21 protein-coding genes are annotated in these 22,516 nt (G+C 69.1%); 14 read left to right on the top strand and 7 right to left on the bottom strand.

What is annotated here, in order from left to right; translation table 11 throughout:
* Nucleotides 1–66: 66 nt before the first annotated feature.
* The 3 genes from L0C25_RS05585 (at nucleotide 67) to L0C25_RS05575 (ending at nucleotide 2,826) form a co-directional block, all read left to right on the top strand.
* The gene (locus L0C25_RS05585; RefSeq protein WP_271635446.1) at nucleotides 67–1,827 is read left to right on the top strand and encodes a hypothetical protein; all 1,761 of its coding nucleotides are present in this window, start codon (nucleotides 67–69) and stop codon (nucleotides 1,825–1,827) included.
* A 6-nt stretch (nucleotides 1,828–1,833) separates the two neighbouring features.
* Nucleotides 1,834–2,202 (top strand): hypothetical protein, encoded by a 369-nt coding sequence (locus L0C25_RS05580; RefSeq protein WP_271635445.1) that lies wholly within the window; start codon nucleotides 1,834–1,836, stop codon nucleotides 2,200–2,202.
* A gap of 189 nt (nucleotides 2,203–2,391) precedes the next feature.
* Entirely contained in the window at nucleotides 2,392–2,826 is a 435-nt protein-coding gene (locus L0C25_RS05575; protein ID WP_271635444.1) for an OsmC family peroxiredoxin, read from the top strand.
* A gap of 8 nt (nucleotides 2,827–2,834) precedes the next feature.
* On the opposite strand, the gene L0C25_RS05570 is transcribed toward L0C25_RS05575, so the two are convergent.
* Nucleotides 2,835–3,653: a class I SAM-dependent methyltransferase gene (locus tag L0C25_RS05570; protein WP_271635443.1), complete on the bottom strand. Its 819-nt coding sequence runs from the start codon at nucleotides 3,651–3,653 to the stop codon at nucleotides 2,835–2,837.
* 103 nt (nucleotides 3,654–3,756) lie between these two features.
* Here L0C25_RS05570 and L0C25_RS05565 point away from each other — a divergent pair, with 103 nt between their 5' ends.
* From L0C25_RS05565 to rfbB, 6 genes are all read left to right on the top strand, one after another.
* A complete protein-coding gene (locus L0C25_RS05565; RefSeq protein WP_271635442.1) occupies nucleotides 3,757–4,476 on the top strand; it encodes a winged helix-turn-helix transcriptional regulator in 720 nt (239 codons plus the stop codon).
* An 84-nt stretch (nucleotides 4,477–4,560) separates the two neighbouring features.
* Nucleotides 4,561–5,568 carry a glycosyltransferase family 2 protein gene (locus L0C25_RS05560; protein ID WP_271635441.1) on the top strand — a complete coding sequence of 336 codons (1,008 nt, stop codon included), beginning with the start codon at nucleotides 4,561–4,563 and terminating at the stop codon, nucleotides 5,566–5,568.
* Nucleotides 5,565–6,332, top strand: a complete 768-nt coding sequence (locus L0C25_RS05555; RefSeq protein ID WP_271635440.1) for a sulfotransferase family protein — start codon at nucleotides 5,565–5,567, stop codon at nucleotides 6,330–6,332. The genes L0C25_RS05560 and L0C25_RS05555 overlap by 4 nt, the downstream gene beginning before the upstream one ends.
* On the top strand, nucleotides 6,325–7,503 hold the full coding sequence (rffA, locus tag L0C25_RS05550) for a dTDP-4-amino-4,6-dideoxygalactose transaminase (RefSeq protein WP_271635439.1): 1,179 nt from the start codon (nucleotides 6,325–6,327) through the stop codon (nucleotides 7,501–7,503). The genes L0C25_RS05555 and rffA overlap by 8 nt, the downstream gene beginning before the upstream one ends.
* The gene (locus L0C25_RS05545; RefSeq protein ID WP_271635438.1) at nucleotides 7,500–8,240 is read left to right on the top strand and encodes a class I SAM-dependent methyltransferase; all 741 of its coding nucleotides are present in this window, start codon (nucleotides 7,500–7,502) and stop codon (nucleotides 8,238–8,240) included. Before rffA ends, L0C25_RS05545 begins: the two co-directional genes overlap by 4 nt.
* 5 nt (nucleotides 8,241–8,245) lie before the next feature.
* Nucleotides 8,246–9,238: a dTDP-glucose 4,6-dehydratase gene (gene rfbB / locus L0C25_RS05540; protein ID WP_271635437.1), complete on the top strand. Its 993-nt coding sequence runs from the start codon at nucleotides 8,246–8,248 to the stop codon at nucleotides 9,236–9,238.
* Between the two features lie 101 nt (nucleotides 9,239–9,339).
* Here the strand turns inward: rfbB and rfbA are convergent, their stop codons facing one another.
* The 3 genes from rfbA to L0C25_RS05525 are packed head-to-tail and all read right to left on the bottom strand — an operon-like array spanning nucleotide 9,340 to nucleotide 13,021.
* Nucleotides 9,340–10,236, bottom strand: coding sequence for a glucose-1-phosphate thymidylyltransferase RfbA (gene rfbA / locus L0C25_RS05535; RefSeq protein ID WP_271635436.1), 897 nt, complete (start codon nucleotides 10,234–10,236; stop codon nucleotides 9,340–9,342).
* A gap of 20 nt (nucleotides 10,237–10,256) precedes the next feature.
* The gene (locus L0C25_RS05530; RefSeq protein ID WP_271635435.1) at nucleotides 10,257–11,474 is read right to left on the bottom strand and encodes a polysaccharide biosynthesis protein; all 1,218 of its coding nucleotides are present in this window, start codon (nucleotides 11,472–11,474) and stop codon (nucleotides 10,257–10,259) included.
* 2 nt (nucleotides 11,475–11,476) lie between these two features.
* On the bottom strand, nucleotides 11,477–13,021 hold the full coding sequence (locus tag L0C25_RS05525) for an ArnT family glycosyltransferase (protein WP_271635434.1): 1,545 nt from the start codon (nucleotides 13,019–13,021) through the stop codon (nucleotides 11,477–11,479).
* Nucleotides 13,022–13,151: 130 nt separating this feature from the next.
* Between L0C25_RS05525 and L0C25_RS05520 the strand changes: the two genes are divergently transcribed.
* From L0C25_RS05520 to L0C25_RS05505, 4 genes are all read left to right on the top strand, one after another.
* The gene (locus L0C25_RS05520; RefSeq protein WP_271635433.1) at nucleotides 13,152–14,237 is read left to right on the top strand and encodes an LCP family protein; all 1,086 of its coding nucleotides are present in this window, start codon (nucleotides 13,152–13,154) and stop codon (nucleotides 14,235–14,237) included.
* 81 nt (nucleotides 14,238–14,318) lie between these two features.
* Nucleotides 14,319–14,468 (top strand): hypothetical protein, encoded by a 150-nt coding sequence (locus L0C25_RS05515; RefSeq protein WP_271635432.1) that lies wholly within the window; start codon nucleotides 14,319–14,321, stop codon nucleotides 14,466–14,468.
* 40 nt (nucleotides 14,469–14,508) lie between these two features.
* Nucleotides 14,509–15,060: a CGNR zinc finger domain-containing protein gene (locus L0C25_RS05510; protein WP_271635431.1), complete on the top strand. Its 552-nt coding sequence runs from the start codon at nucleotides 14,509–14,511 to the stop codon at nucleotides 15,058–15,060.
* Entirely contained in the window at nucleotides 15,057–16,376 is a 1,320-nt protein-coding gene (locus L0C25_RS05505; RefSeq protein ID WP_271635430.1) for an MATE family efflux transporter, read from the top strand. Before L0C25_RS05510 ends, L0C25_RS05505 begins: the two co-directional genes overlap by 4 nt.
* A gap of 130 nt (nucleotides 16,377–16,506) precedes the next feature.
* On the opposite strand, the gene L0C25_RS05500 is transcribed toward L0C25_RS05505, so the two are convergent.
* From L0C25_RS05500 to L0C25_RS05490, 3 genes are all read right to left on the bottom strand, one after another.
* Nucleotides 16,507–17,244 (bottom strand): hypothetical protein, encoded by a 738-nt coding sequence (locus tag L0C25_RS05500; protein ID WP_271635429.1) that lies wholly within the window; start codon nucleotides 17,242–17,244, stop codon nucleotides 16,507–16,509.
* Nucleotides 17,231–17,749: a SigE family RNA polymerase sigma factor gene (locus L0C25_RS05495; RefSeq protein ID WP_271635428.1), complete on the bottom strand. Its 519-nt coding sequence runs from the start codon at nucleotides 17,747–17,749 to the stop codon at nucleotides 17,231–17,233. The genes L0C25_RS05500 and L0C25_RS05495 overlap by 14 nt, the downstream gene beginning before the upstream one ends.
* A 195-nt stretch (nucleotides 17,750–17,944) precedes the next feature.
* Nucleotides 17,945–18,730, bottom strand: coding sequence for an SGNH/GDSL hydrolase family protein (locus L0C25_RS05490; protein ID WP_271635427.1), 786 nt, complete (start codon nucleotides 18,728–18,730; stop codon nucleotides 17,945–17,947).
* A gap of 108 nt (nucleotides 18,731–18,838) precedes the next feature.
* Here L0C25_RS05490 and mfd point away from each other — a divergent pair, with 108 nt between their 5' ends.
* Nucleotides 18,839–22,393: a transcription-repair coupling factor gene (mfd, locus tag L0C25_RS05485; RefSeq protein WP_271635426.1), complete on the top strand. Its 3,555-nt coding sequence runs from the start codon at nucleotides 18,839–18,841 to the stop codon at nucleotides 22,391–22,393.
* Nucleotides 22,394–22,516 lie beyond the last annotated feature (123 nt).

The following is a 22,516-nucleotide window of genomic DNA, read 5'->3' as shown; positions in this document are numbered from 1 at the left end:
GCGCGGTCGGCGGTATCAGCCGGGACGTACGGCGCCTCCTCCTTCTAACGGGAGAAGGGGGCCATCATGGCCACGAGCGGCGGCGGAGCATGTCGCGAGGTGTCGAGCTGGATCACCGAGAACGTCCTCGTTCCGGTGGAGCGGTTCATCACCCAGGCGCGAGAGGCATGCGAGGACGTCAACACCTGGGTCGAGGAGGAGGTTCGCCAGCCGGTCGAGGAGTGGGTGAGTCGAACGGAGCGGCGCTGCCGCGAGCAGGACTGCAACTGGTGGTGCGCCTGCTGCAACAAGTGGTTCTGCTGGCTGGTGACCATCGTCGTCCGGGTCGTCACGTGGATCGTGACCACGGTCGGCAAGTGGGTCACCCACCTGGTCTGCAAGATCGTCACGGTCGTCATCGGCGTGATCGTCGAACTGGTCCTCAAGGTGATCACTCGACTGGTGACCTTCTTCGTGTGCCTGTTCACCGATCCGCTCCGTGCGCTCTCGGCGCTGTGGGATCTGGTCAATGACATCGTGGACGCCGTCGACGACGTACTCGACCTGGTGGTATCGATCCTCGACGACATCGGCGAGATCCTCCGCGAGGTCGGTGACCTGTTCGGCAGCCTCGGCCGCACGTTCTGCATCTTCGGCGACGCGATGTGTGCGTTGTTCGGCGCGATCTTCGGCTTCTTCGAGGGGCTGCTCGACTGGGCCGCCGACGTCGTCGACTGGGTCCGAGACACGGTCGACGGCATCCGAGACCTCATCATCGGAATCCTGAGCCTCGACTGGTGCCGCATCCAGAAGGGCCTCGGCATTCTCAACGTCTTCCGGGTGATCACCAGCGTCACCCGACTCCTCGGGATGGTGTTCTACGTCGGCCCGCGCGAGCTGATCGACAAGCGCGGGCTCGAGCGGATCATCGGCGGCGCATTGAGCCAGGCGCTGTCCGACGATCCGCAGCGCCTCGAGCGCTCCCGTACGCGAGTGCGACTCGGCGGAGCGCCGCTTGGAGCGCCGATGGACCTGGACGCCCGGCGCATCGCGGTCCGTTCGAGTGAGTTCCTGCGGGAGCTGCACAAGTCCGGCAACCTCGACCTGTACGCGCTCGCCGGGCGCTTCAGCGACTGCCAGGGAAAGGCGGCGTGGGAGCAGTTCGAAGGCGAGGTCGTCTACACGGGTACGCGTACGACCGTCACCAAGACCGACCTGGACTACTTCCTCGACGACGGCCCTGACGCCGTGCCGTCGTTCACCGTCTACCCGATCACCCGGGACGACTTCCGCACCAGGCTGGATCTCGCCAAGCGGAAGGGCCTGCAGATCGGCGTCAACTTCAACTGGTCCGGCCTCGGCGAGATCGTCGTCGGCGAGGACAGGTTCGTGCCGCTGGATAGCGACGAGAGCGACGACACCGTGCAGAAGGACCTGCTGCGGCTCGCCGGTCGGCCCGACGTCGAGGAGAACCTCAGCGACGTACCGGTAATCGCCGTCTTCGGGTACGAGAAGACGTCGCTGCACGGCCTGACCTCGTGGTTCCGTCCCGCGTTGGACGACACCAGCCCCACCGGTACGACGTTCCGCGACCGGTTCCCCGAGACCGTGTTCCAATACGTCGCGATCCACGAGGTAGGGCATTACCTCGGCCTCGACCACACCGGACACACCAGCCCGGGGCAGATCATGTGGAAGCCGAACCTCCCCGCGGGCACGGACTGGGCGGACGCGGTGCTGAACTATCTGGTGACGACCGGAGAGGCGAACTTCACCCTGGGCGATGCCGCAGACGTCTGGGACTGGATCACCACGACGCCCGAAGCACTCGACAGCATTCTTCCCTGACGGGCGGTGACCGACATGGAGCACGTCGTCGACGACCTCGGATCCCTTTCCGCGCTGCGTACGCGAGGCACCAAGGCGACGGTTGAGCGGATCAGGCTCGACGGTCGGCTGGCCGACACCGCCAGCGAGCGGGCGCTCAACCGCACGTACTTCTCCTGCGGCTGCGAGCAGGGGTCGGTGGCCGTCCTGCTCACCATGGTCGGATGCGTCGTCGGCGTACTCGTCCATGGTCCGGGCGCCCCGTTCGGCTGGTGGCAGATCGGTGTCTACCTGGCGGTGTCGGCGGTCGTGGGCAAGGCCGTCGGCCTCTTCGTGGCTCGGCTGCTCTTCCGTCGCATCTACCGCCGGCTGGAGGCCGACCTGAAGGGCGCCTGAGCGCTACCGCTCGTTCGCGAGTGGCGCAAGTTCGTTGCTCGGATGGCCTTGTTTGCACCGAATCTGCGCCACTCGCGAGAATACGGACACCCGCGCGGCGGTACTCCGTGCCGAGATCGCGGTTCCCTCCGTACGATCCGCGCCGTAGGGTCATTGGTGCATACCGACGACAGCCCGAGGAGGCAGCAGATGCCAAGTCGCGACGCAACCACGCACTGGACCGGTGGGATCTCGAAGGGATCCGGACACGTCACTCTCGACTCGTCGAACGCCGGCCAGTTCGACGTCTCCTTCCCGACGCGCTCGGGCGACCCCAACGGGCAGACCAGCCCCGAGGAGCTCATCGCCGCCGCGCACTCGTCGTGCCTGGCGATGAACCTCTCCGGGGTGCTGGAGAAGGAAGGGCTCGACCCCACCTCGATCGACGTCAGTGCCGAGGTGACGCTCGGGCCGGCCGAGGGCGGAGGATTCGAGCTCAGCGGCATCGCCATCACGCTCCGCGCGCAGGTCGCCGGTGTCGACGCCGACAAGTTCGCGGAGCTGGCGCGTACGGCCGAACGCACCTGCCCGGTCAGCAAGGCCCTCACCGGGACCACGATCACCCTGGACGCGGCGCTCGACTAGGCCGTGTCCTAGGCAGTACGCGTCGCGGTGACCAGCAGGTACTCCCACGCCATCCGGCCCGACCCGAGGTCGTGTCGCTTCGCGAGGTCGTCGAGCGCGGCGTCCAGCTCGGCGGCGCGTCCGGGCTGGTCGGCGAGGGAGCGATACACCGCGATCGTCGGCCCGTACCGCGTCTTGAAGTACTCCCGGAAGTCCGGCTCGCCCGGGAACCGTCCGACGTCCAACAGCTCTCGCCGCGCGACGACGTCCGTCACCCCGGTGCCGAGGAGCGCGCGTACGTGGTCCTCGGATCCCCACAGCGGCGGAGGTTGAGCGCCGGGCGGAGGCGGCGGGGCGTACGGCTTCATCACGGCGAACAGCTGCCCGATGAACCCCTCGGGCGTCCAGTTCGCGAGGCCGATCCGACCACCCGGGCGTACGACGCGGACGAGCTCGTCCGCGGCGGCCTGGTGGTGCGGCGCGAACATGATGCCCACGCACGAGGTCGCGACGTCGAACTCCCCGTCGGCGTACGGAAGCGCCTCGGCGTCCGCCGGCTCCCAGGACAGCAGCGCGCCGCGAGCTTCGGCGGCGCGGCGTCCGGCTTCGAGGAGCTCGGGGGTGAGGTCGCTCGCCACCACCGTCGCGCCCGCGAGCGCCGCCGGGATCGCGGAGTTGCCCGACCCCGCGGCGATGTCGAGGACGTGATCGCCGGCGCGTACGTCGACGGCCTCGACGAGCCGTGTGCCGAGGGCCGGTATCACCTCGTCCGCGACGCTCGGGTAGTCGCCCAGCGCCCACATGGCGCGATGTTTGGCTTTCAGATCGAGGTCGGTTGCCTGTGTCATCGTTGCTCCCTCTGGTTCGGTTCGATGACGACAGCCTCGCCCGCCGCGACGCCGCGATCCAGTGCTGGATCTGTACTGAACACGCTGTGGTCGCCGGGTCTGGATGCGTGACAACGCGGACGTACGCACCGAATCGGTGTGTACTGGACGAATGGCGGGCTACGGGCAGTTCTGCCCCGTCGCCAAGGCGATGGAGATCCTGGACGAGAGATGGACGCTCCTCGTCGTACGAGAGCTGCTCGCGGGCAGTACGCACTTCAACGAGCTGCGCCGTGGCAACCCGAAGATGTCACCGGCACTGCTGTCCAAGCGCCTCCGCACGCTGGAGCGCGCCGGCCTCGTACGTCGCGACACGGACGCCGGACGGACGAGCTATCGGCTGACCGCCTCCGGCAAGGAGCTCTCGACCGTCGTTGACGCGCTCGGCACGTGGGGCCTGCGCTGGATCGGCGAGCTGGGTGAGAACGACCTCGACCCCCACCTGCTGATGTGGGACATGCGCCGCACGGTGCCGGTCGCGTCGTGGCCGCCCGCTCGCACCGTCGTCGCCTTCGAGTTCGCCGACGTACCGCCGCGGGCGCGCCGGTGGTGGCTGGTCGTCGCAGACGGCGGTGCCGACGTGTGCGACTACGACCCGGGATTCGAGGTGACCGCACGGGTGGGGACCACGCTGCGCACGATGGTGCAGATCTGGCGCGGCGATATCGCGTGGCAGCGCGCTCTGTCGACCGGAGCCGTCGAAACCGACGGGCCGAGCGACGTACGCCGGGCGCTTCCCGGCTGGCTCGGTCAGGCGCGGCTCGCGGGTGTCGCCCGGGATTAGCCCCGGCGACACGCGCCGTTTCCATACACCCGGTCGGATAGTGGCCTACCATGTGCGGCGAGCACGCGCTGCAGGCTGAACGGGGTGAGCGACACGGATAACGACATTCGTGCGGGCGAGCGGAGCGATGACCACGGCGGCGACCGCCGGTTGGACCGCTCCGCGTTTACGTATTCGATCGTGGTGCCCGTCTACAACAGCGTCGAGCTGGTCGGCCGCACCGTCGACACGATTGTCGAGGTCTTCGAGTCGGCCGAGCTGTCGTACGAGCTGGTGCTGGTCAACGACGGCAGCCGCGACGGCAGCTGGGACGTCATCGCCGGTCGCGCCCGCGACAACCCCAACGTCGTCGCGCTCAACCTGCTCCGCAACTACGGACAGCACTTCGCCAACCTCGCCGGGATGCGCGAGGCGACGGGTGACTACGTGATCACGATGGACGACGACCTGCAGAACCCTCCCGACCAGGCGCTCGTGCTGATCGACGAGGCCATGACGGGCCGCGACGCCGTGTTCGGCAAGTTCGCCAACAAGCAGGCGGCGGGATACAGGCGGATCGGCAGCAAGCTGATCGGCCTGATCAACCGGCGGATCTTCGCCCAGCCACCCGGCCTGGCGGTCACCAACTTCCGCATCCTGCGCCGCGACGTCGTCGACCGCATCTGTCAGTCCCGCGCTGCGTACCCCTACATCACCGGCCAGGCGTTGATGTACTCCAGCAACCGCTCCAACGTGCTCGTACGACACGAGCCGCGGCCGGTGGGCAAGAGCACGTACGGAATCTCGCGCATCCTGCGTCTCGTGCTCACGATCCTGTTCGCGTACTCGTCGTTCCCGCTGCGGGTCGCAGCGGGCATCGGCGCCCTGGTGGCCGTGCTCAGCTTCCTGCTCGGTGCGGTCTATCTCGTGCGCGCGATGGTCGGCGAGGCGACCGTGCCCGGCTGGACCAGCATGATCGTGCTGCTCGCGTTCTTCAACGGGGTGACGATCGCCCTGCTGTCGATGCTCGGCGAGTACGTCGTGCGTACGCTCAACACGGTCAGCGCGCTGCAGCCGTACCACGTCGTGGATCGGGTCGGCGAGACCAGATGACGCGGCACCTCCTCGTCATCGGCGCGCAGCGGTCGGGCACGACGTACCTCCAATCGCTGCTCGAGGCGCATCCGCAGATCGCGATGGCCCGCCCGACGCGGCCGGAGCCCAAGGTCTTCTGCTCCGACGAGCTGGCCGCCAACGGTCCCGACTGGTACCGCGATACGTACTTCGCGCACGCGACCGACGAGCGGATTTTCGGCGAGAAGAGCACCAGCTACCTCGAGGACCCGCTCGCCCCGGCCCGGGTACTGCGGACGCTCGGCGGCGCCGAGATCGCCGTGATGCTGCGCGACCCGCTGCAACGGGCGGTCTCCAACTGGCGCTTCAGCACCGACAACGGTCTCGAGACGCGCCCGCTGGAGGCCGCGCTACGCGAGAACCTCGCCGCGCCGACGCCCTGGGACCCCGCTTCCACGTCGGTGTCGCCCTTCGCGTACGTCGAACGCGGGCGGTACGCCGACTACCTCGAGCCGTGGCTCGAGGCGTTCCCCGGGTCCAGCCATGTGTGGTTCCTCGACGAGCTGGTCGGCGACGAGCGCGCGGTAGGGGCGCTGTACGCAGAGCTCGGCGTCGATCCGCACCCGCTGCCGGACGCCCATGAGCGTGCGGTCAACGAGAGCCGGCAAACCCGGCCGACGCTCCCGCCCGACCTGGTCGGGCGGCTGCGTGCGTACTTCTCCGACGCAGACCTCGCCTTGGAACGCCTGCTCGGGCGCGCGTTACCGTGGCAAGCCGACGAGGGAGGAGCAGCCCATGGCTGAGCCCGGCAGCACCGACGCGCCGATCCGGTTCAACCGGCCCGCGCTCGTCGGGCGCGAGCTCGAGTACATACGCGACTCGATCGAGAGCGGCCGCACGTCGGCCGGTGGGCCGTACTCCGCGAAGGCGGCGGACATCATCATGGAGCACACCGGCGCCGAGGACGTCCTCCTCACGACGTCGTGTACGTCCGCGCTGGAGCTCTCCGCATTGATGCTCGACCTCGAGCCGGGCGACACGGTCGTCGTACCGTCGTTCACCTTCACCACGACGGCGCTCGCGTTCGCCCGTCAGGGTGCGCGGCTGCTGTTCTGCGACATCGAGGAGCGCACCCTCGGTCTCGACCCGCAGCACCTGGCGACCTTGCTCGACGAGAGTGTGCGCGCGGTCGTCGTCGTTCACTACGCGGGTGTCGGCTGCGACATCGAGGGAGTACGCACGGTGCTCGCCGGGTGGCCGGACATCGCGCTGATCGAGGACAACGCACACGGATTCCTTGGTACGTGGCGAGACGAGCCACTGGGGAGTCTCGGTCGCTTCGCGACACAGAGCTTCCACGAGACGAAGAACATCGTGTGCGGCGAGGGCGGTGCCCTGCTGCTCAACGACGCCGCCGACGTCGACCGCGCGAGGGTCCTCTACGACAAGGGCACCAACCGGCGCGCGTTCATGCTCGGTCAGGTCGACAAGTACTCGTGGATGGACACCGGTTCGTCGTTCGGCCTCTCCGACACGCTCGCCGCGTACCTCCTCGGTCAGCTCGAGCGGGCGACCGAGATCCAGGCGAGCCGGCGCGACGTTCACGGGTGGTACGACAGGCGGCTCTCGCCGCATGCCGACGACCTGGGCTTCGAGGTAGCGCATCCACCGCCCGATCGCCGCTCGGCGTACCACATGTTCTATGTCCTGCTGCCCGACAACGCCGTACGCAACCGGGTCCTCGAGACCCTGCAGCGCGCGGGTATCGGCGCGGTGTTCCACTACGTGCCGCTGCACTCGTCCGACGGGGGCAGGAAGTTCGCGGCCAGGCCGACGAAGTGCCCGGTGACCACCGATATCAGCGGCCGGCTGCTGCGGCTGCCGTTCTACAACGACCTGACCGAGGCAGAGGTCGACCGGGTGTCGGACACGTTCCTCACCGCGGTGACCCAGGCGATGCAGGAGTCCGCATGACGCTCGCACAATCCGGCTCGGCGTCGCTCGAGCAGCCCGACTACTGGTGGTATCGCGCCCGTCGCGACCTCCTCGAGGCGACGCTCGCGTCGTACCTCCCCGAGTCGGCGACCGTGCTCGACGTCGGCAGCGCCGACGGGCCGAGCGTCGACTGGATGCGGGGGCCACAGCGCCGGGTCGTGACGCTCGACCTCCTACCGGACGGGCTGACGCCGGGGGAGGGCGTCTGCGGGTCGCTGGAGGCGCTGCCGTTCGCCGATGCCGCCTTCGACGTCGTGGCCGGCTTCGACGTCGTCGAGCACTGCGAGTCGGAGGCGACCGCCCTGTCCGAGCTCGCGCGCGTCCTCACCGCGGGCGGGCGGATGCTGCTCTCCGTGCCCGCATACCAGTGGGCGTGGTCGGATCACGACGTACGCGCAGGCCACTACCGCCGCTACACCCGCAGACGGCTGGTCGACGCGGTCGAGCGGGCCGGACTCACCGTCGACCGGGCGACGTACGCCTTCGGCGCGGTGTTCCCACTCTTCCTCGCCGAGCGCGGAGTGCGGCGGGTACGCCGGCAGCTCGGCAAGGCCAGCAATGCACGGCTCACCCAGGTGTCGCCGACGATGGACCGCGTCCTGATGGGCCTGTCCCGCGCGGAGCGCTCGGTGCTCGCCTCCACGAACGTCCCGTTCGGCTCGTCGGTGTTCCTGGCCGCGACCATGCCCGCCCAGACCTATCCCACGCAGGGGTGACGGCGATGCGGATGCTCGTGACCGGCGGTGCCGGCTTCATCGGCAGCCACTACGTACGCGGCGTCCTCGACGATGCGTGGGGAGGTCCGCAACCCGAACGCCTCGTGGTGCTCGACAAGCTCACGTACGCGGGCACGCTCACCAACCTGGAGCGGGTGGACGACGACCCGCGACTCGTCTTCGTGCACGGCGACATCCTCGACCGCGAGCTCGTCGACGAGCTGGTGGCCGCCGCCGATGTCGTCGTGCACTTCGCCGCCGAGAGCCACGTCGACCGCTCGATCACCGGCGCGACCGACTTCGTAATGACCAACGTCGTGGGCACGCAGACCCTGCTCGACGCGGCGCTGAGCAACGGCGTCGACACGTTCGTACACGTCTCGACCGATGAGGTCTACGGCACGATCGAGGAGGGCAGCTGGGACGAGTCGTGTCCGGTCGAGCCGAACTCCCCGTACTCGGCATCCAAGGCCTCCAGTGACCTGATCGCGCGCTCGTACCACCGCACGCACGGCCTCCCGGTCTGCATCACCCGCTGCTCCAACAACTACGGGCCGCACCAGTTCCCGGAGAAGGTCATCCCCCTCTTCGTCACGAACCTGATCGACGGCGGCACCGTGCCGCTGTACGGCGAGGGCGCCAACGTACGCGACTGGCTGCACGTCGACGACCACTGCCGCGCGGTGCACACCGTCGTCGAGCGCGGCCGTGCCGGCGAGGTGTACAACATCGGCGGCGGGCGCGAGCTCAGCAACCGTGAGCTCACCGGCATGCTGCTGGACAGCTGCGGTGCGGGCTGGGACCGCGTCGTCAACGTGCCGGACCGCCTCGGCCACGACCTGCGTTACTCGGTTGCGACCGACAAGATCCGTGCCGAGCTCGGGTTCGAACCGCGCATCGCCTTCGACGACGGTCTACGCGAGACCGTCGCGTGGTACGTCGACAACCGCGCATGGTGGGAGCCCCTCAAGTCGCGGGCGGCGCTCCCGGGAGTCTGATCGGAGGCGTCCCGCTCTCGATCCGAGTTCGCGCGAGTGGCGCAGATCCGTTGTGTACAAGGCGGCTGAGCAACAGACTTGCGCCACTCGCGCGAACCCGATCAGGTGCCCGGGAGCGGAGAGTGCTCCTCCGCCGAATGCTCCAGCAGCTCGAGCAGGTACGTACCGTAGCCGCTCTTGACCATCGCCTCGGCCCGCTCGCGCAGCTCGTCGTCGGACAGGAACCCCTGCCGCCACGCGATCTCCTCGGGAGCGCCGATCCTCATGCCCTGCCGGGTCTGCACCGCCCGGATGAAGTCGCCGGCGTCGTTGAGTGACTCGAAGGTGCCCGTGTCGAGCCACGCCGTACCGCGCGCGAGCACCGAGACCTGCAGCGTGCCGCGTTCGAGGTACGCGCGGTTGACGTCGGTGATCTCGTACTCGCCGCGGGCCGACGGGCGTACGGCCTTGGCGATCTCGACGACGTCGTTGTCGTAGAAGTACAGGCCGGGAACGGCGTAGTTGCTGCGTGGCCGGGTCGGCTTCTCCTCGAGCGAGATGGCCCGGCCGTCCGCGTCGAACTCGACGACGCCGTACGCCTCGGGGTCACGTACGCGGTACGCGAAGATCGCGGCGCCGTCGAGGTCGGCGAAGCGCTGCAGCTGGCGGCCGAGCCCCTGGCCGTAGAAGACGTTGTCGCCCAGCACCAGTGCGCAACGGTCGGAGCCGATGAAGTCTTCGCCGATGGTGAACGCTCGCGCGAGCCCGTCGGGGTTCGGCTGCTCGGCGTACGTGATCGAGATGCCGAACGCGGATCCGTCACCCAGCAGTCGACGGAACCCGTCGGCCTCGTGCGGGGTGGTGATCACGAGCACCTCGCTGATGCCGGCGAGCAGCAGGGTGGACAGCGGGTAGTAGATCATCGGCTTGTCGTAGACGGGCACGAGCTGTTTGCTGACGCCGCGGGTGATGGGATGGAGTCGCGACCCCGTACCGCCGGCGAGAATCAGTCCACGCATGTGCGCGAGTATTCCCGAAACTACCCGGCCGGCGCACTCCGCCGCGCGTCCGCGACCAGCAGCGCCAGGAACGCGACCGCCTCGGCGACCAGGAAGCACCAGACGATCGTCTCCGCCGCCGGCAGGCCCGCGAGCACGATGTACGCGACGGCGCCAACGGCGACGGCGACGACCCACGACACGGCGACCGTGCGGGGCGCGTCGTACGCGAGCGCGGTGATCATGAGCACGAGGTTCGCGACGCCGAGCGCACACCCGACGGCGACGATCGCCGACTGGCCGGCGGGGAAGTCGACCGACTCGCCGAAGACGAGCGTGATGACGGCCGGGCCGAGGGCGGCACCGCCGACGCCCGCGATGAGGCAGGTCAGCGCGGTCGCCGCGATGGTCGTCGTACGAATGCGGCGCAGTGTGGCGTCCGCGCCCGACACGACGAGCCTGGTGACGGCCGTCGTCAGCTGCGCGACCATCCCGAGAGCCAACGTGTAAGGGGCGCGGAACAGCGCGAGCGCGGCGAACAGCGCCGTCACCTCGGCGGCCGTGCCGCCGGCGAGGGCGAGCGCCACCGGGCCACCGGTCAGGACGAGCTGTCCGAGCAGCTGGGCGAGCCCGGCGCCCGAGAGGAACTCGATCGCCGAGTGCGGCCGCACGGACGTACGCCCGCGGTCGAAGTACAACGCCCGCGGCCAGCAGATCGCGACGACATGCCCGGCGACGATGCAGAACCCGTACTCCACCGGGTCGTCCGCACCGGCCACGACGAGGGCGCCGACGGCGGCGCAGCGCAGGGCGTTCTCGGCGACCAGGCTGACGGCAACGCTTCCGAACCTGCTCTCGCCGCTGAGGCCGCCGCGTACGAGGCCCATCAGCGCCGAGCCGAGGGTCACCAGCGCGACCAGCACCGGGAACCACGGGTCGTCGCGGTGGAACAGCGGGTCGCGGCCCCACCAGGCCAGACCACCGGTCAGTATCGCGACGACTGCGACCAGGCCACCGACCCGGGGCAGCGCGGCGCGTACGCTGCCAGTCCCGTCGGCGGTCACGGTACGCGCGATCCAGTGCTGCAGCGGGAAGGTGAGCGCGGCGCCGGCGAAACCCCAGTAGCTCCACAGCACCGAGACGGGTGCCGCGTCGTCTCCGAGCGTCCGAGTGGTGAGGGCGAAGACGAGGTACGCCAGGATGCCGCTCAGGGCGGAACCGATGGCGAGCGCGATGGTGCTCTGTCGGCGGGTCAACATGCCTACCGCCGGTGGTGGCGGTTGCCGGCGTGCCTGACCTTCTTCACCAGGCGATGGCCGATCGAACGGTCGGCGTACCAGACCCAGCCCGGCGCCGAGCCGACCTTCGTGTAGTCGCGCTCGAGCGTCTCGGCGAGCCAGTCGGGTACGAGGCTGCCGCCGACGGCGATCAGCGTCGGTCGCTCCTCGGCGACCCATTCGCCGAGGCCCTCCAGGCCGCCCGGCCAGGTCTCGTCCACATACTCGTTGAGGCCCGTGAAGAACATCTGGTGCTGGATCGGGTTGGTCTTGCCCGAGAGGACGAGCGGCTGCGGGGCGTTGATCGACATGATGGTCGCATCGTCGGGAAGCGGCCGGAGTTTCGCGCGTACGGACGCACGCTGGTCGACGAGCTCATGGTGTCGCGTGTCGACGGAGACCGACGTCGCCATGACCACCGCCGCCATGACCCATGCCAGCGCTGCGGCCCGCGCCCACCGCTGCTCCGCCCGATCGACGACCTCCTTGGCGAGTGCGCCGATGCCGATGGCCGCGGTCGGCAGCACGAGCATCGCGTCCGGCCATGAGTCGTACTCGCGGAGCGTCCAGATCAACGCCACGATCGTCGCGAGCCCGAGAGCCGCGATCGTGATGGCGTTCGGGTGCCGGTCGCGGTACGTGCGGCGTACTGCTGACGCGGATACGACGAGAAGCGACACGATTCCGACGATCCCGACCCAGAGCGACGCGCCGTACTCGGACTGCAGGTTCTCCCAGTTCCGCTGGGCGTGGTCGGTGAACGGGTCTGCGGCCGTGTACTCGGCGTTGATCAGCACGAAGCCCTCGACGAACTCTTCGAGCGCCCCGGCGGCCGCGAAGTACACGACGAAGAGCAGGAGTACGCCGAGGCCGCCGAGGGCGACCCGGACGAGCGCGCGAAGTCGCTCCCCGCGGCGTACGGCGAGCACACATCCGACGACCGCGACGAAGCCGGCCGGGAACGCGATCTGCAGGGTGAGGGTCGCCAGACTCAGCATCGCGCCGGCGGTGACCCACCGGTGCCGGTGCGCCGCCCACATCGCGCAGAGCATGAACAGCAACATCGGGGTCTTCTCGCGCGGCCCGTTGGTGGCGAGCTCGATGATCCCGGTGAACGTGAGGAACGCGAACGCCGCCGAGAGTCCCGCGAGCCGAGAGTCGAACAGCTCGCGCGCGAAGAGGTACGTGACGCAGACACTCGCGACGGTGATGAACAGGAAGAGCACGCGCATGCCGGTGAGGTCCTCGACCCCGACGATGCGTGCGCCCCACGCGCCGATACCCGGGATCATGTGGGCCAGCGGTCCGGCGCGGTTCATCACGGCTTCGTACGGCGGTACTCCGTCTGCGAACTGCTGCCCGGCGTAGCTGTACAGGCCGAGGTCGCGGCTGAGCTTGCCGTCGAAATCGTGCAGTGCGTACACGACCAGCGACACGGCGCCGACGACGAACACCAACGGGTCGAAGCGCGTCGCCGTCGTGCGCAGCCAGCCCGCAGATCGTTCGGCCAACCCGGAACTGAGACTCATGCGCCCCTCTCGGCTCGGTGGCCCGAGCCACAACATAGCAACCGGTACGCGCACCCCTGGGCATTGACGGGTGAGGCACTTTGTGGATTCCGCCGCGCACCGGGCGGGCCTGCCCTAATCTGATGCGGCGATGAGTGAACTCGATGCTGCCACAGAGGGCGACGCCGGACCGGCGGAGGGGGAGGAGTCGGCCGAGCCGAAGTCCCGACATCGCCTACGCAAGGCGCTGATCGGCCTCGGGGCGTGCGCTGCGCTGCTCATCGTGGTGGTGTTCGGTGCCGGGCTGTACCTGCAGCACAAGCTCACCAGCCAGATCGACCGCATCCCCAACGCGTTCGCGGGCCTGACGGACCGGCCTGCGAAGTCCGGGGACGCCGTCAACATCCTGGTGATGGGCAGCGACCGCCGCTCGGAGAAGCAGACGACCGGCGGTGACGCGGCGGCCGAATCGTGGATCCCGGGCGAGCAGCGCAGCGACACCCTGATGGTGCTGCACGTCGACGGTGACCGCGACGGCGCTTCGATCGTGTCCATCCCGCGCGACTCCTACGTCGACGTACCCGGCCACGGGAAGGACAAGATCAATGCGGCGTTCTCGTACGGTGGTCCGGCGCTCGCGGTCGAGACCGTCGAGAACCTGACCGACGTGCGGATCGACCACATTGCGTTGATCGACTGGGAGGGATTCGAGCGGCTGACCGATGCGCTCGGCGGCGTCGTGGTGACGGTGCCGGAGACGGTCAAGGACACCAAGAACGACCGCACGTGGACCAAGGGCCCACACGACCTCAACGGCGAGGAGGCGCTGCTCTACGTACGCCAGCGGTACGGGCTGCCGGGCGGCGACTTCGACCGGATCAATCGCCAGCAGGCGTTCCTGCGGTCGCTGATGGGCGAGACCCTCTCGGGTGACACGCTGAGCAGCCCGACGACGCTGTACGACGTGCTCGACGCCGTGACCGACAACCTCAGCGTGGACGAGGAGTGGGAGGTCGGCGACCTGCGTGGCCTCGCCTGGTCGTTGCGCGGCATTCGTACCGAGGACGTCGACTTCACCACCGTGCCGATCAAGGGCACCGGAATGGTCGGGGCGGCGAGCGTCGTGTTCCTCGACAAGCCCGCCGGGGAGCAGATGTGGGCCGCGATGCGCGACGACGACTTCGACGCCTGGATGGCCGAGCACCCAGAGGTCGAGCTTCCCGCCAAGGTCCGCTGACGCGGCCGGTTTCGGGTTCGGCCACCGGCGGCGACGCGTCGGTGGAACACTGGGCGAGTGATGACTCGTGGGGAGGCGCCGATGACCGACAACGGGTACGTCGGCCGCTACTTCGACCGCGGCGACCTCGACGAGATCAACCTGCTCAGTGAGCTCATCGTTGCAGCGTCCGAGTCCGACGGGCCCCTCACGGATGAGCAGGTCGACGCCATTCTCGGCTCACAGTCGTAAGCGTTGAAATGTATTAGTCGCTTACCGCATCCTTGGGCACATGCTTGCCGTTCATCGCCGCGCCGCCGAACTCGCCGTCGACATCGTCAATGCCTGGCGCGACGATGAGCTCGACACCGACTGGGTCGCCGCACTTGCGGAGCGAGAGCCGCTGCCGATCCGGCACTCGCGGCGCCGGTCGGAGTCGCGGGGGTCCGAGCTGGCGGTAGCGCTGTGCGCGCTCGCCGAGGACATCAGCCAGGTGTTCGGCGCTGCCGATGCCCGGCAGGCCGCCGCCGTGCTCAACCCGCTACTCGCCGACCTGGACCTCCAGGTCAGCGTGTCGATCGGCGACGACGCGCCACCCCATCTGCACTTCGACGCGTACGCGAGCGACCTGGGCGACCGGCTCCGGGTGAACTGCCTGTTGGCGGTCGCATCCGTGCTCGCGGATCCGGCCGAGGTCATGCGGATCGGTGAGTGCGCCGCGCCGTCGTGCACTCACGTGTACGTCGACCACACCAGGTCGGCGCGGCAGCGCTTCTGCTCGCGGCGTTGCGCGACTCGCAGCCATGTCAGCGAGCATCGCCGACGGCAGGCCGCACGCGGATGATCGCCGAACGATCGCCGGTCCGCGCAGCCGTACGCCTTGCGGCGCTGGCAGGCCTTGCTCTGCTGGCCGACCCGCTCGCCGGGATCGCCGACACCGCGGCGGCCGGTCGCCTCGGGGTGAGCGAGCAGGCGGCACTCGCGCTGGGTACGGGCATCGTGAGCGTGACGACGTGGTTGGTCGTCCCGATCCTGTTCGCTCAGACGACGGACGTCGCCCGCCTGTACGCCGCCGGGCGGCTCGGCGAGGCTGCGCGGCTCGTACGCGGTGGCCTCCTTGCCGCGTCCGCGTTCGGTGCGGTGTTGGCGTTGGTCCTCTGTGGCATCGCGCTGTTCGCCGGCGTACCCGGCGATACTGCGGGCTTCCTGTTCGCACGTGCAGTCGGGCTCCCGGTCGTCGCCTGCGTCATGGCCGGCTACGGCGCCCTTCGCGGGGCGTTGGCCGTACGTGCGGTGACGGTGTATGCGCTCGCGGGCGCCGTCATCCATGTGGGCCTCGATGTCGGGTCGGTTGCGTACACCGATCTCGGCGTTGCCGGGCTCGGGCTGGCGTCGACCGGGGCCCAGGCGATCGTCGCGGTCCTCGTGATCCGGGCGCTGTACAAACGTGGGCTGCTGTCGGCCGGCGCGGAAGGCACTGGCTCGCACTGGCGGTCCTCGGTGTCCGCCGTCGGCGTACTCGCGACGCGCGCGGCCGTGCTCGGCGGGACTCTCCTCGTGATGACGGCGACCGCCGTCGGTATCGGCGAGACCGCCGGCGCCGCCCACCAGGTCACCTACCAGTTCTGGCTGTTCGCGGTGCTCGCGGTCGAGGGATGGAAGTCCGCCGCGCAGATCCTCGTGTCGTCGAGTACGTCGGACGGAGATCGGGCGCGCACCGAGTCCGCGCTCGTCCGCGCGTCCGTCGTGCTCGGGTTCGGCGGCGCTGCCGTGACGCTCGCGGCGATCCCGGTCGCCGGCCTGCTGGCCGCCGGTCCGGACGTCGCCGAGCAGGCGCGGGCGATCTGGCCGCTGGCGGCCGCGAGCCTGGTCGTCGGGTCGGTCGCGTACACACGCGACGGCATCGAGTTCGGCCGCGGCGAGTATGCCGCCAACCTGCTCCGCATCCTGCCCGGAGCGGCGGTGTGGCTCATCGGCGCGGGCGTCGCGTACGAGACGGGCGAGCTGCAGTGGATCTGGTGGGGAGTCATCGCCGGACTGGCGTTGCGCGTACTCCCGCGTCCTCGTCGTGCTACGCGAGCCCCAGCGTACGGATCGCCCGCTGGGCCATCCGCCGCTCGCCGAACGCGTTCGGATGCAGGAACGCGAGGCTGTCCTTAGGGAAGAACGCCGGTTCCCTTAGGTCCTGATCGTGGCTGTCCTCCAAGTAGTCGACGTGTCCGTACCGATCCGTTGTGTCAGTGGCGATGTGCGTTATCTCGGGTGTTGTCGATGCAGGCGTTTCGCTACGTCAGGAGATGGGCATGCACTTCGATCCTGCTGCGGTGCTCCAGAACTGTGCGCAGTCGCCGTTCAGAGCCAGCTCAAGGCTGCGGATTCCATCGAGATCGCGGACGGTCTTCGCGAGGCTGTCGATGAAGAAGTCGCGCTGCGTCGGTTCCATCGCCTGGAGGGATCCGAGGTCGGCGAAGGACATCTCCACGGTGCTGCCATCGATGGTGATCTCAGAGCGGACATCGGCCAGCGATCGCCCGATCGGCGCGATGAGTCCCGCGCGATGCTCCTTCTTTGTCAGACCGGCGAAGTACGCCTCGAGCACGGCGCGAACCTGCTGATCCGGTGCCCCACCGACGACGCGGTAGGCCGCAACGGGGAGTGTGGTCTTCTGACAGATGAAGTAGACCTTCACGACCGTCTCGCCTGCCCCGGCCTCCGGCTGGTCGGTGACGCAAGGCCGGTTCTGCCCAGCCGTGGGGCCCGGCTCGTCTGTTCCAGGCTCGTTCGTCGACGTCGGCGAGGGTGACGGCGCAGCAGGAGTCGGATCGTTGTCGTTCTGCTGGACCAGCACGACGGTGCCGGCGATCACGGCCAGCGTCGCGGCCGCGGCCGCAGTGACGGCAAGGCGTACGCCGATTCCGCGTCGACGTGTCGACCGAATCTGCGCGAGTGGTGCCGGCTTGATCGGCCGGTCCGGTTCGATCTTCTCCCGGCGCAGGCGGGCGATCAGATCGTTGTCATTGCTGTCCATGGTTGTCTCCCTGTGCTGGTGCGGCCTCGTCGAAGGCAAGCCAGTCTCGAAGGTGCGCCAGCCCGCGGGAGGCGTGTGTCTTCACCGTTCCGCTCGACCAACCCGTCACATAGGCGACTTCATCGACCGGCAGGTCCTCGACGTAACGCAGCACCACGGCAGTGCGCTGATTCGCCGTCAGCTGACCGAGCGCGGCCCGCAGAGAGTCCCGTTCGACAACCGCCGTATCCGGCGCCGAGGTCTCACGACGAGCAAGGGTCGACTTCAACCTGTCGAATCGTTCCCGACGGCGCTTCTCGGTGATGAAGTTGTTGACCACGCTTCGACGCGCATAGGCAAGCGCCTTGGCGTGGTCGATCGAGTCCCATCGCCGCCAGATCCGAGTGAACGCGTCCTGGCTCAGGTCCTCGGCCGCGGCAACGTCCAACGTCAACCGGTACGCGAACCGCACCACCGACGGCCAGTTCACGGCAACGAAGCTGTCGAAATCATCGTCGCCGATCACGCCTGCCCCGTCTCTTGTCTTCGACTATGCCCATTAGACGACCACCTCGGCCGCCGCGTTGACACCCAAACCAAGGAGATTCGTACGCAACGCGGGTCGTAAGGAACCACGGGCCAGGTATAGCCGGACGCGCGAAATCCTGTGCCGCATACACATGTCTACGACACAAGCTGCCAGGTCACGACCAGATGCCGCTCATCTGGCTAAAGGGAACATAGGCTCTATCCAACGAGTGCCGGGCGGCTTGCATGCGTCATGGCCGTTCGACGCGCGCGACAGGTCGACGTACGTCGATCCCGTACGCTTCGCGGCGCGCTCGGTGACGTCGTTGAAGACCCGCAGCACGTTGCGGATGTAGGGCAGGTCGCCGCGCCCCACCGGGATGTTCAGGAAGCAGCCGCCTTTGCGGGGCACGATCCACGGGGCGCCGAGGATCGCGACCTGCGCGTTCGGAGCCTTGCGGTGAACGGCGCGCAGCGTCCGCTTCAGCGCCGGATACGTCTTCTGTCGGATCGTGTCGGTGAACGTGCTGCCGTACAGGTCCTTGCACGGACTGCCGTTGCCGAGCGTCGCGATCCCGGCCGTACCGCACGCGAGGATGACGCTCGCGAACGTGAGGTTGTCGTTGCCGCCGATCGTCATCGTGACCAGCTTCGTGCGCTTGTTCAGTGCGTCGAGCTGCGGCGCGACCCCGGGGTACTGCGATCCGGTGAAGTTGCTGGTCGTCGCGCCGCCACAGCTGACGTCGGTGAGGTCGGCGCCGATGCGCTCGGCGATGACGTGCGGGTAGTTGCGGGCCGACTGGCCGCACAGGACGAGCGGGGCGTCGGGCGCGAGCGGGAACACACCGGTGGCGGCGCTGTAGCTGTCGCCCATCGCGACGTACGGCAACGGATCTGGCGCCGCGCTCGCCGGCGGCGCGACCGCGGCCGTCACGGCGGCGATGATCAGTGCGGACACGGCGGCGAGCGGTCGGCGCATCGGTTCTCCCGGTGTAACTCGAAGTTACATCGGGACGGTAGACCTGCAGGTCCACCGCGTCAAGAGCCGCACCGGCCGTTGTCGGGGGACGCCGATACGCTGGAGGCGATGACTCTTTCTGCCCTCGCGGGCAAGGTCGCCAGTGATCCCCTCCTCGCCACCGCCGTCGCTGACCGGCGTGCGGGGCTGAGCGCGCTCGACCTCTCCGCGCCACCGTCCCTGCGCCCGTTCCTGGCGAGCGCCCTCGTCGGCGATCCCGCCGACCCGCACACCGTCCTCGTCGTGACCGCGACCCAGCGCGAGGCCGAGGAGCTCACCGAGTCGCTCGGAGACCTCGTCGGCGCCGACCGCGTCGCGTACTACCCCGCCTGGGAGACGCTGCCGCACGAGCGGCTGTCGCCGCGCTCCGACACGGTCGGCCTGCGCCTCGCCGTACTCCGGCGGCTCGTCCACCCGAGCGACAGTGGCAGCGCCAACGGCCCCGTCTCGGTCGTCGTCGCGCCCGTACGATCCGTGCTGCAGCCGCAGGTCAAGGGGCTCGCGGACCTCGAGCCGGTCGTCCTGCGGCCCGACGACGAGGTCGAGCTCGACGACGTCGTACGCCGGCTGGTCGCCGCGGCGTACCACCGCGTCGACCTGGTAGAGAAGCGCGGTGAGTTCGCCGTGCGTGGCGGCATCGTCGACGTCTTCCCCCCGACCGAGGAGCATCCGCTCCGCGTCGAGTTCTGGGGCGACACCGTCGACGAGGTCCGCCACTTCGCCGTCGCCGACCAGCGTTCCCTCGAGAAGGTCGACGTCGCCTGGGCGCCGCCGTGCCGTGAGCTGCTGCTCACCGACGAGGTACGCGCGCGGGCGCGCCGGCTCGCTGCCGAGCACCCCGAGCTCGCGGAGCTGTTCGAGAAGCTGTCCGAGGGCCACGCCGTCGAGGGCATGGAGTCGCTGGCGCCCGTGCTCGTCGACGACATGGAGCTGCTCGTCGACCTGGTGCCGGCCGACACCACCGTGCTGGTGTGCGATCCCGAGCGCGTACGCGCCCGCGCCCACGACCTCGTCGCGACCAGCGAGGAGTTCCTGCAGGCGTCGTGGGCTGCCGCCGCCTCCGGTGGCGACGCACCCATCGACCTCGGCGCCGCGGCGTACCACACGATCGCCGACGTACGCCTGCACACGCTCACCTCGGGGCGCGCGTGGTGGAGCACGTCGCCGTTCGCGCACGACCCCGACGCCGAGACGAGCGACGACGCGCTGGAGTCGCGCTCGCTCGCGTTCGAGGCGACGCCGATGTACCGCGGAGACACCGAGCGGGCGCTGGCCGACATCAAGTCCTGGACGAGCGCGGGCCAGACCGTCCTGCTGGTCACCCCGGGTCCGGGCCAGGCGCAGCGCAGTGTCGAGATCCTCGCCGAGCACGACATCGCCGCGCGACAGGTCTCGAACCTCGCCGACGAGCTCGCGCCCGACGTCGTGCATGTCGCGTGCGGAGAGATCGAGCACGGCTTCGTCGCCGAGTCGCTCGGGCTCGTCGTACTCACCCAGGACGACCTCGTGGGGCAGCGTGCGCCGAGCCGCGACGAGCGCAAGATGCCGGCCAGGCGGCGCAAGCAGATCGACCCGCTCGAGCTGGCACCGGGCGACTTCGTCGTACACGAGCAGCACGGCGTCGGTCGTTACGTCGAGATGATGCAGCGCGTGGTCGGCGGCTCCACCCGCGAGTACCTCGTCGTCGAGTACGCCGCGAGCAAGCGCGGCCAGCCGGCCGACCGGCTGTTCGTACCAACCGATCAGCTCGACCAGGTGTCGCGGTACGTCGGCGGCGAGAACCCGTCGCTCGACCGGCTCGGGGGCTCCGACTGGTCCAAGCGCAAGGGGCGCGCTCGCCGGGCCGTACGCCAGATCGCTGCCGAGTTGATCAAGCTGTACGCCGCGCGCCAGTCGACCAAGGGGCATGCGTTCGGTCCGGACTCGCCGTGGCAGCGCGAGCTGGAAGACGCCTTCCCGTACGTCGAGACCCCCGACCAGCTGTCCAGCATCGACGAGGTCAAGCGCGACATGGAGCGCGAGGTCCCGATGGACCGGCTGATCTGCGGCGATGTCGGTTACGGCAAGACCGAGATCGCCGTACGCGCGGCGTTCAAGGCGATCCAGGACGGCAAGCAGGTCATCCTGCTGGTGCCGACCACCCTGCTCGTGCAGCAGCACTATGCGACGTTCGCCGAGCGGTTCGGCCAGTTCCCGGTGACCCTCAAGGCGCTGTCGCGGTTCCAGACCGATCGGGAGACCAGGGAGGTGCTGGCGGGGCTCGAGGACGGCTCGGTCGACCTCGTCATCGGCACCCACCGGCTGCTGCAGCCCGGCGTACGCATCAAGCAGCTCGGCCTGGTCATCGTCGACGAGGAGCAGCGCTTCGGCGTCGAGCACAAGGAGGCGCTCAAACTCCTGCGCGCCGCGGTCGATGTGCTCAGCATGTCGGCCACCCCGATCCCGCGCACGCTCGAGATGGCGATCACCGGCATCCGCGAGATGTCCACCATCGCGACACCACCGGAGGAGCGGCATCCGGTGCTGAGCTTCGTGGGTGGGTACGAAGATCGGCAGGTGGTCGCGGCCATCCGGCGCGAGCTGCTGCGTGAGGGGCAGGTGTTCTACATCCATAACCGGGTGCAGAGCATCGAGAAGGCCGTCGAGCGCATCCAGAAGCTGGTGCCCGAGGCGCGCGTCGCGTACGCACACGGCAAGATGGGCGAGCAGCGGCTCGAGCAGGTCATGGTCGACTTCTGGGAGAAGCGCTACGACGTACTCGTCTGCACGACGATCGTCGAGTCCGGTCTCGACGTCTCGAACGCCAATACGCTGATCATCGAGCGTTCCGACGCGCTCGGTCTTTCGCAGCTGCATCAGCTGCGCGGCCGAGTGGGGCGCGGGCGTGAGCGCGCGTACGCGTACTTCCTCTATCCGCAGGAGAAGCCACTCACCGAGACCGCGCATGAGCGACTCGCGACGATCGCGCAGCACTCCGAGCTGGGCGGGGGCATGGCGGTCGCGATGAAGGACCTCGAGATCCGCGGCGCCGGCAACCTGCTCGGCGGCGAGCAGTCGGGGCACATCGCCGATGTGGGGTTCGACCTGTACGTACGGCTGGTCGGCGAGGCGGTCGCGGAGTTCCGCGGCGACGGCGCTCCGGAGCGCGAGGTGAAGATCGAGCTGCCGATCGACGCGCACCTGCCGCACGAGTACGTGCCGAGCGAGCGGCTGCGGCTGGAGATGTACAAGCGGCTGGCCGCCGTACGCGACGACGCCGAGATCGAGGCGCTGCGCGAGGAGCTGGTCGACCGCTACGGCGAGCCACCGGCGACCGTCGGCAGCCTGCTCGAGGTCGCTCGGCTGCGTACCCGTGCTCGGGTGGCGGGGCTCAGCGACGTCACCGTTGCCGGCAACTTCGTGCGGTTCGCGCCGATCGAGCTGGCAGAGTCGGCGTCGCTGCGGCTGCAGCGGCTGTATCCCAAGTCGGTGGTCAAGGCCGCGGTCGGCACGGTGCTCATCCCGCGCCCGAAGACCGCCGCCGTGGGTGGCCAGCCTCTGCGCGACGAGGCCCTCCTCACCTGGTGCCGCGAAGTCATCGACAGCGTCATCGACCGCGAGCCCGCAAGCGCGGCGAGCGCGTAGCGCGCGTCCCCGTCTTGGATCGTTCGAGGGGGTTTCTTGCGTACGACACCCCCTTGAACGATCCGAAACGGGGACGCGGGAGTCGGCGCTCGGAGTCTCACGATACGGACGCTCCCGGGTGGC

Source organism: Solicola gregarius (assembly GCF_025790165.1).
Taxonomy (GTDB): Bacteria; Actinomycetota; Actinomycetes; order Propionibacteriales; family Nocardioidaceae; genus Solicola; species Solicola gregarius.
The sequence above is the reverse complement of the archived record's forward strand: the minus strand, read 5'-3'. Positions and strand labels throughout refer to the sequence as shown.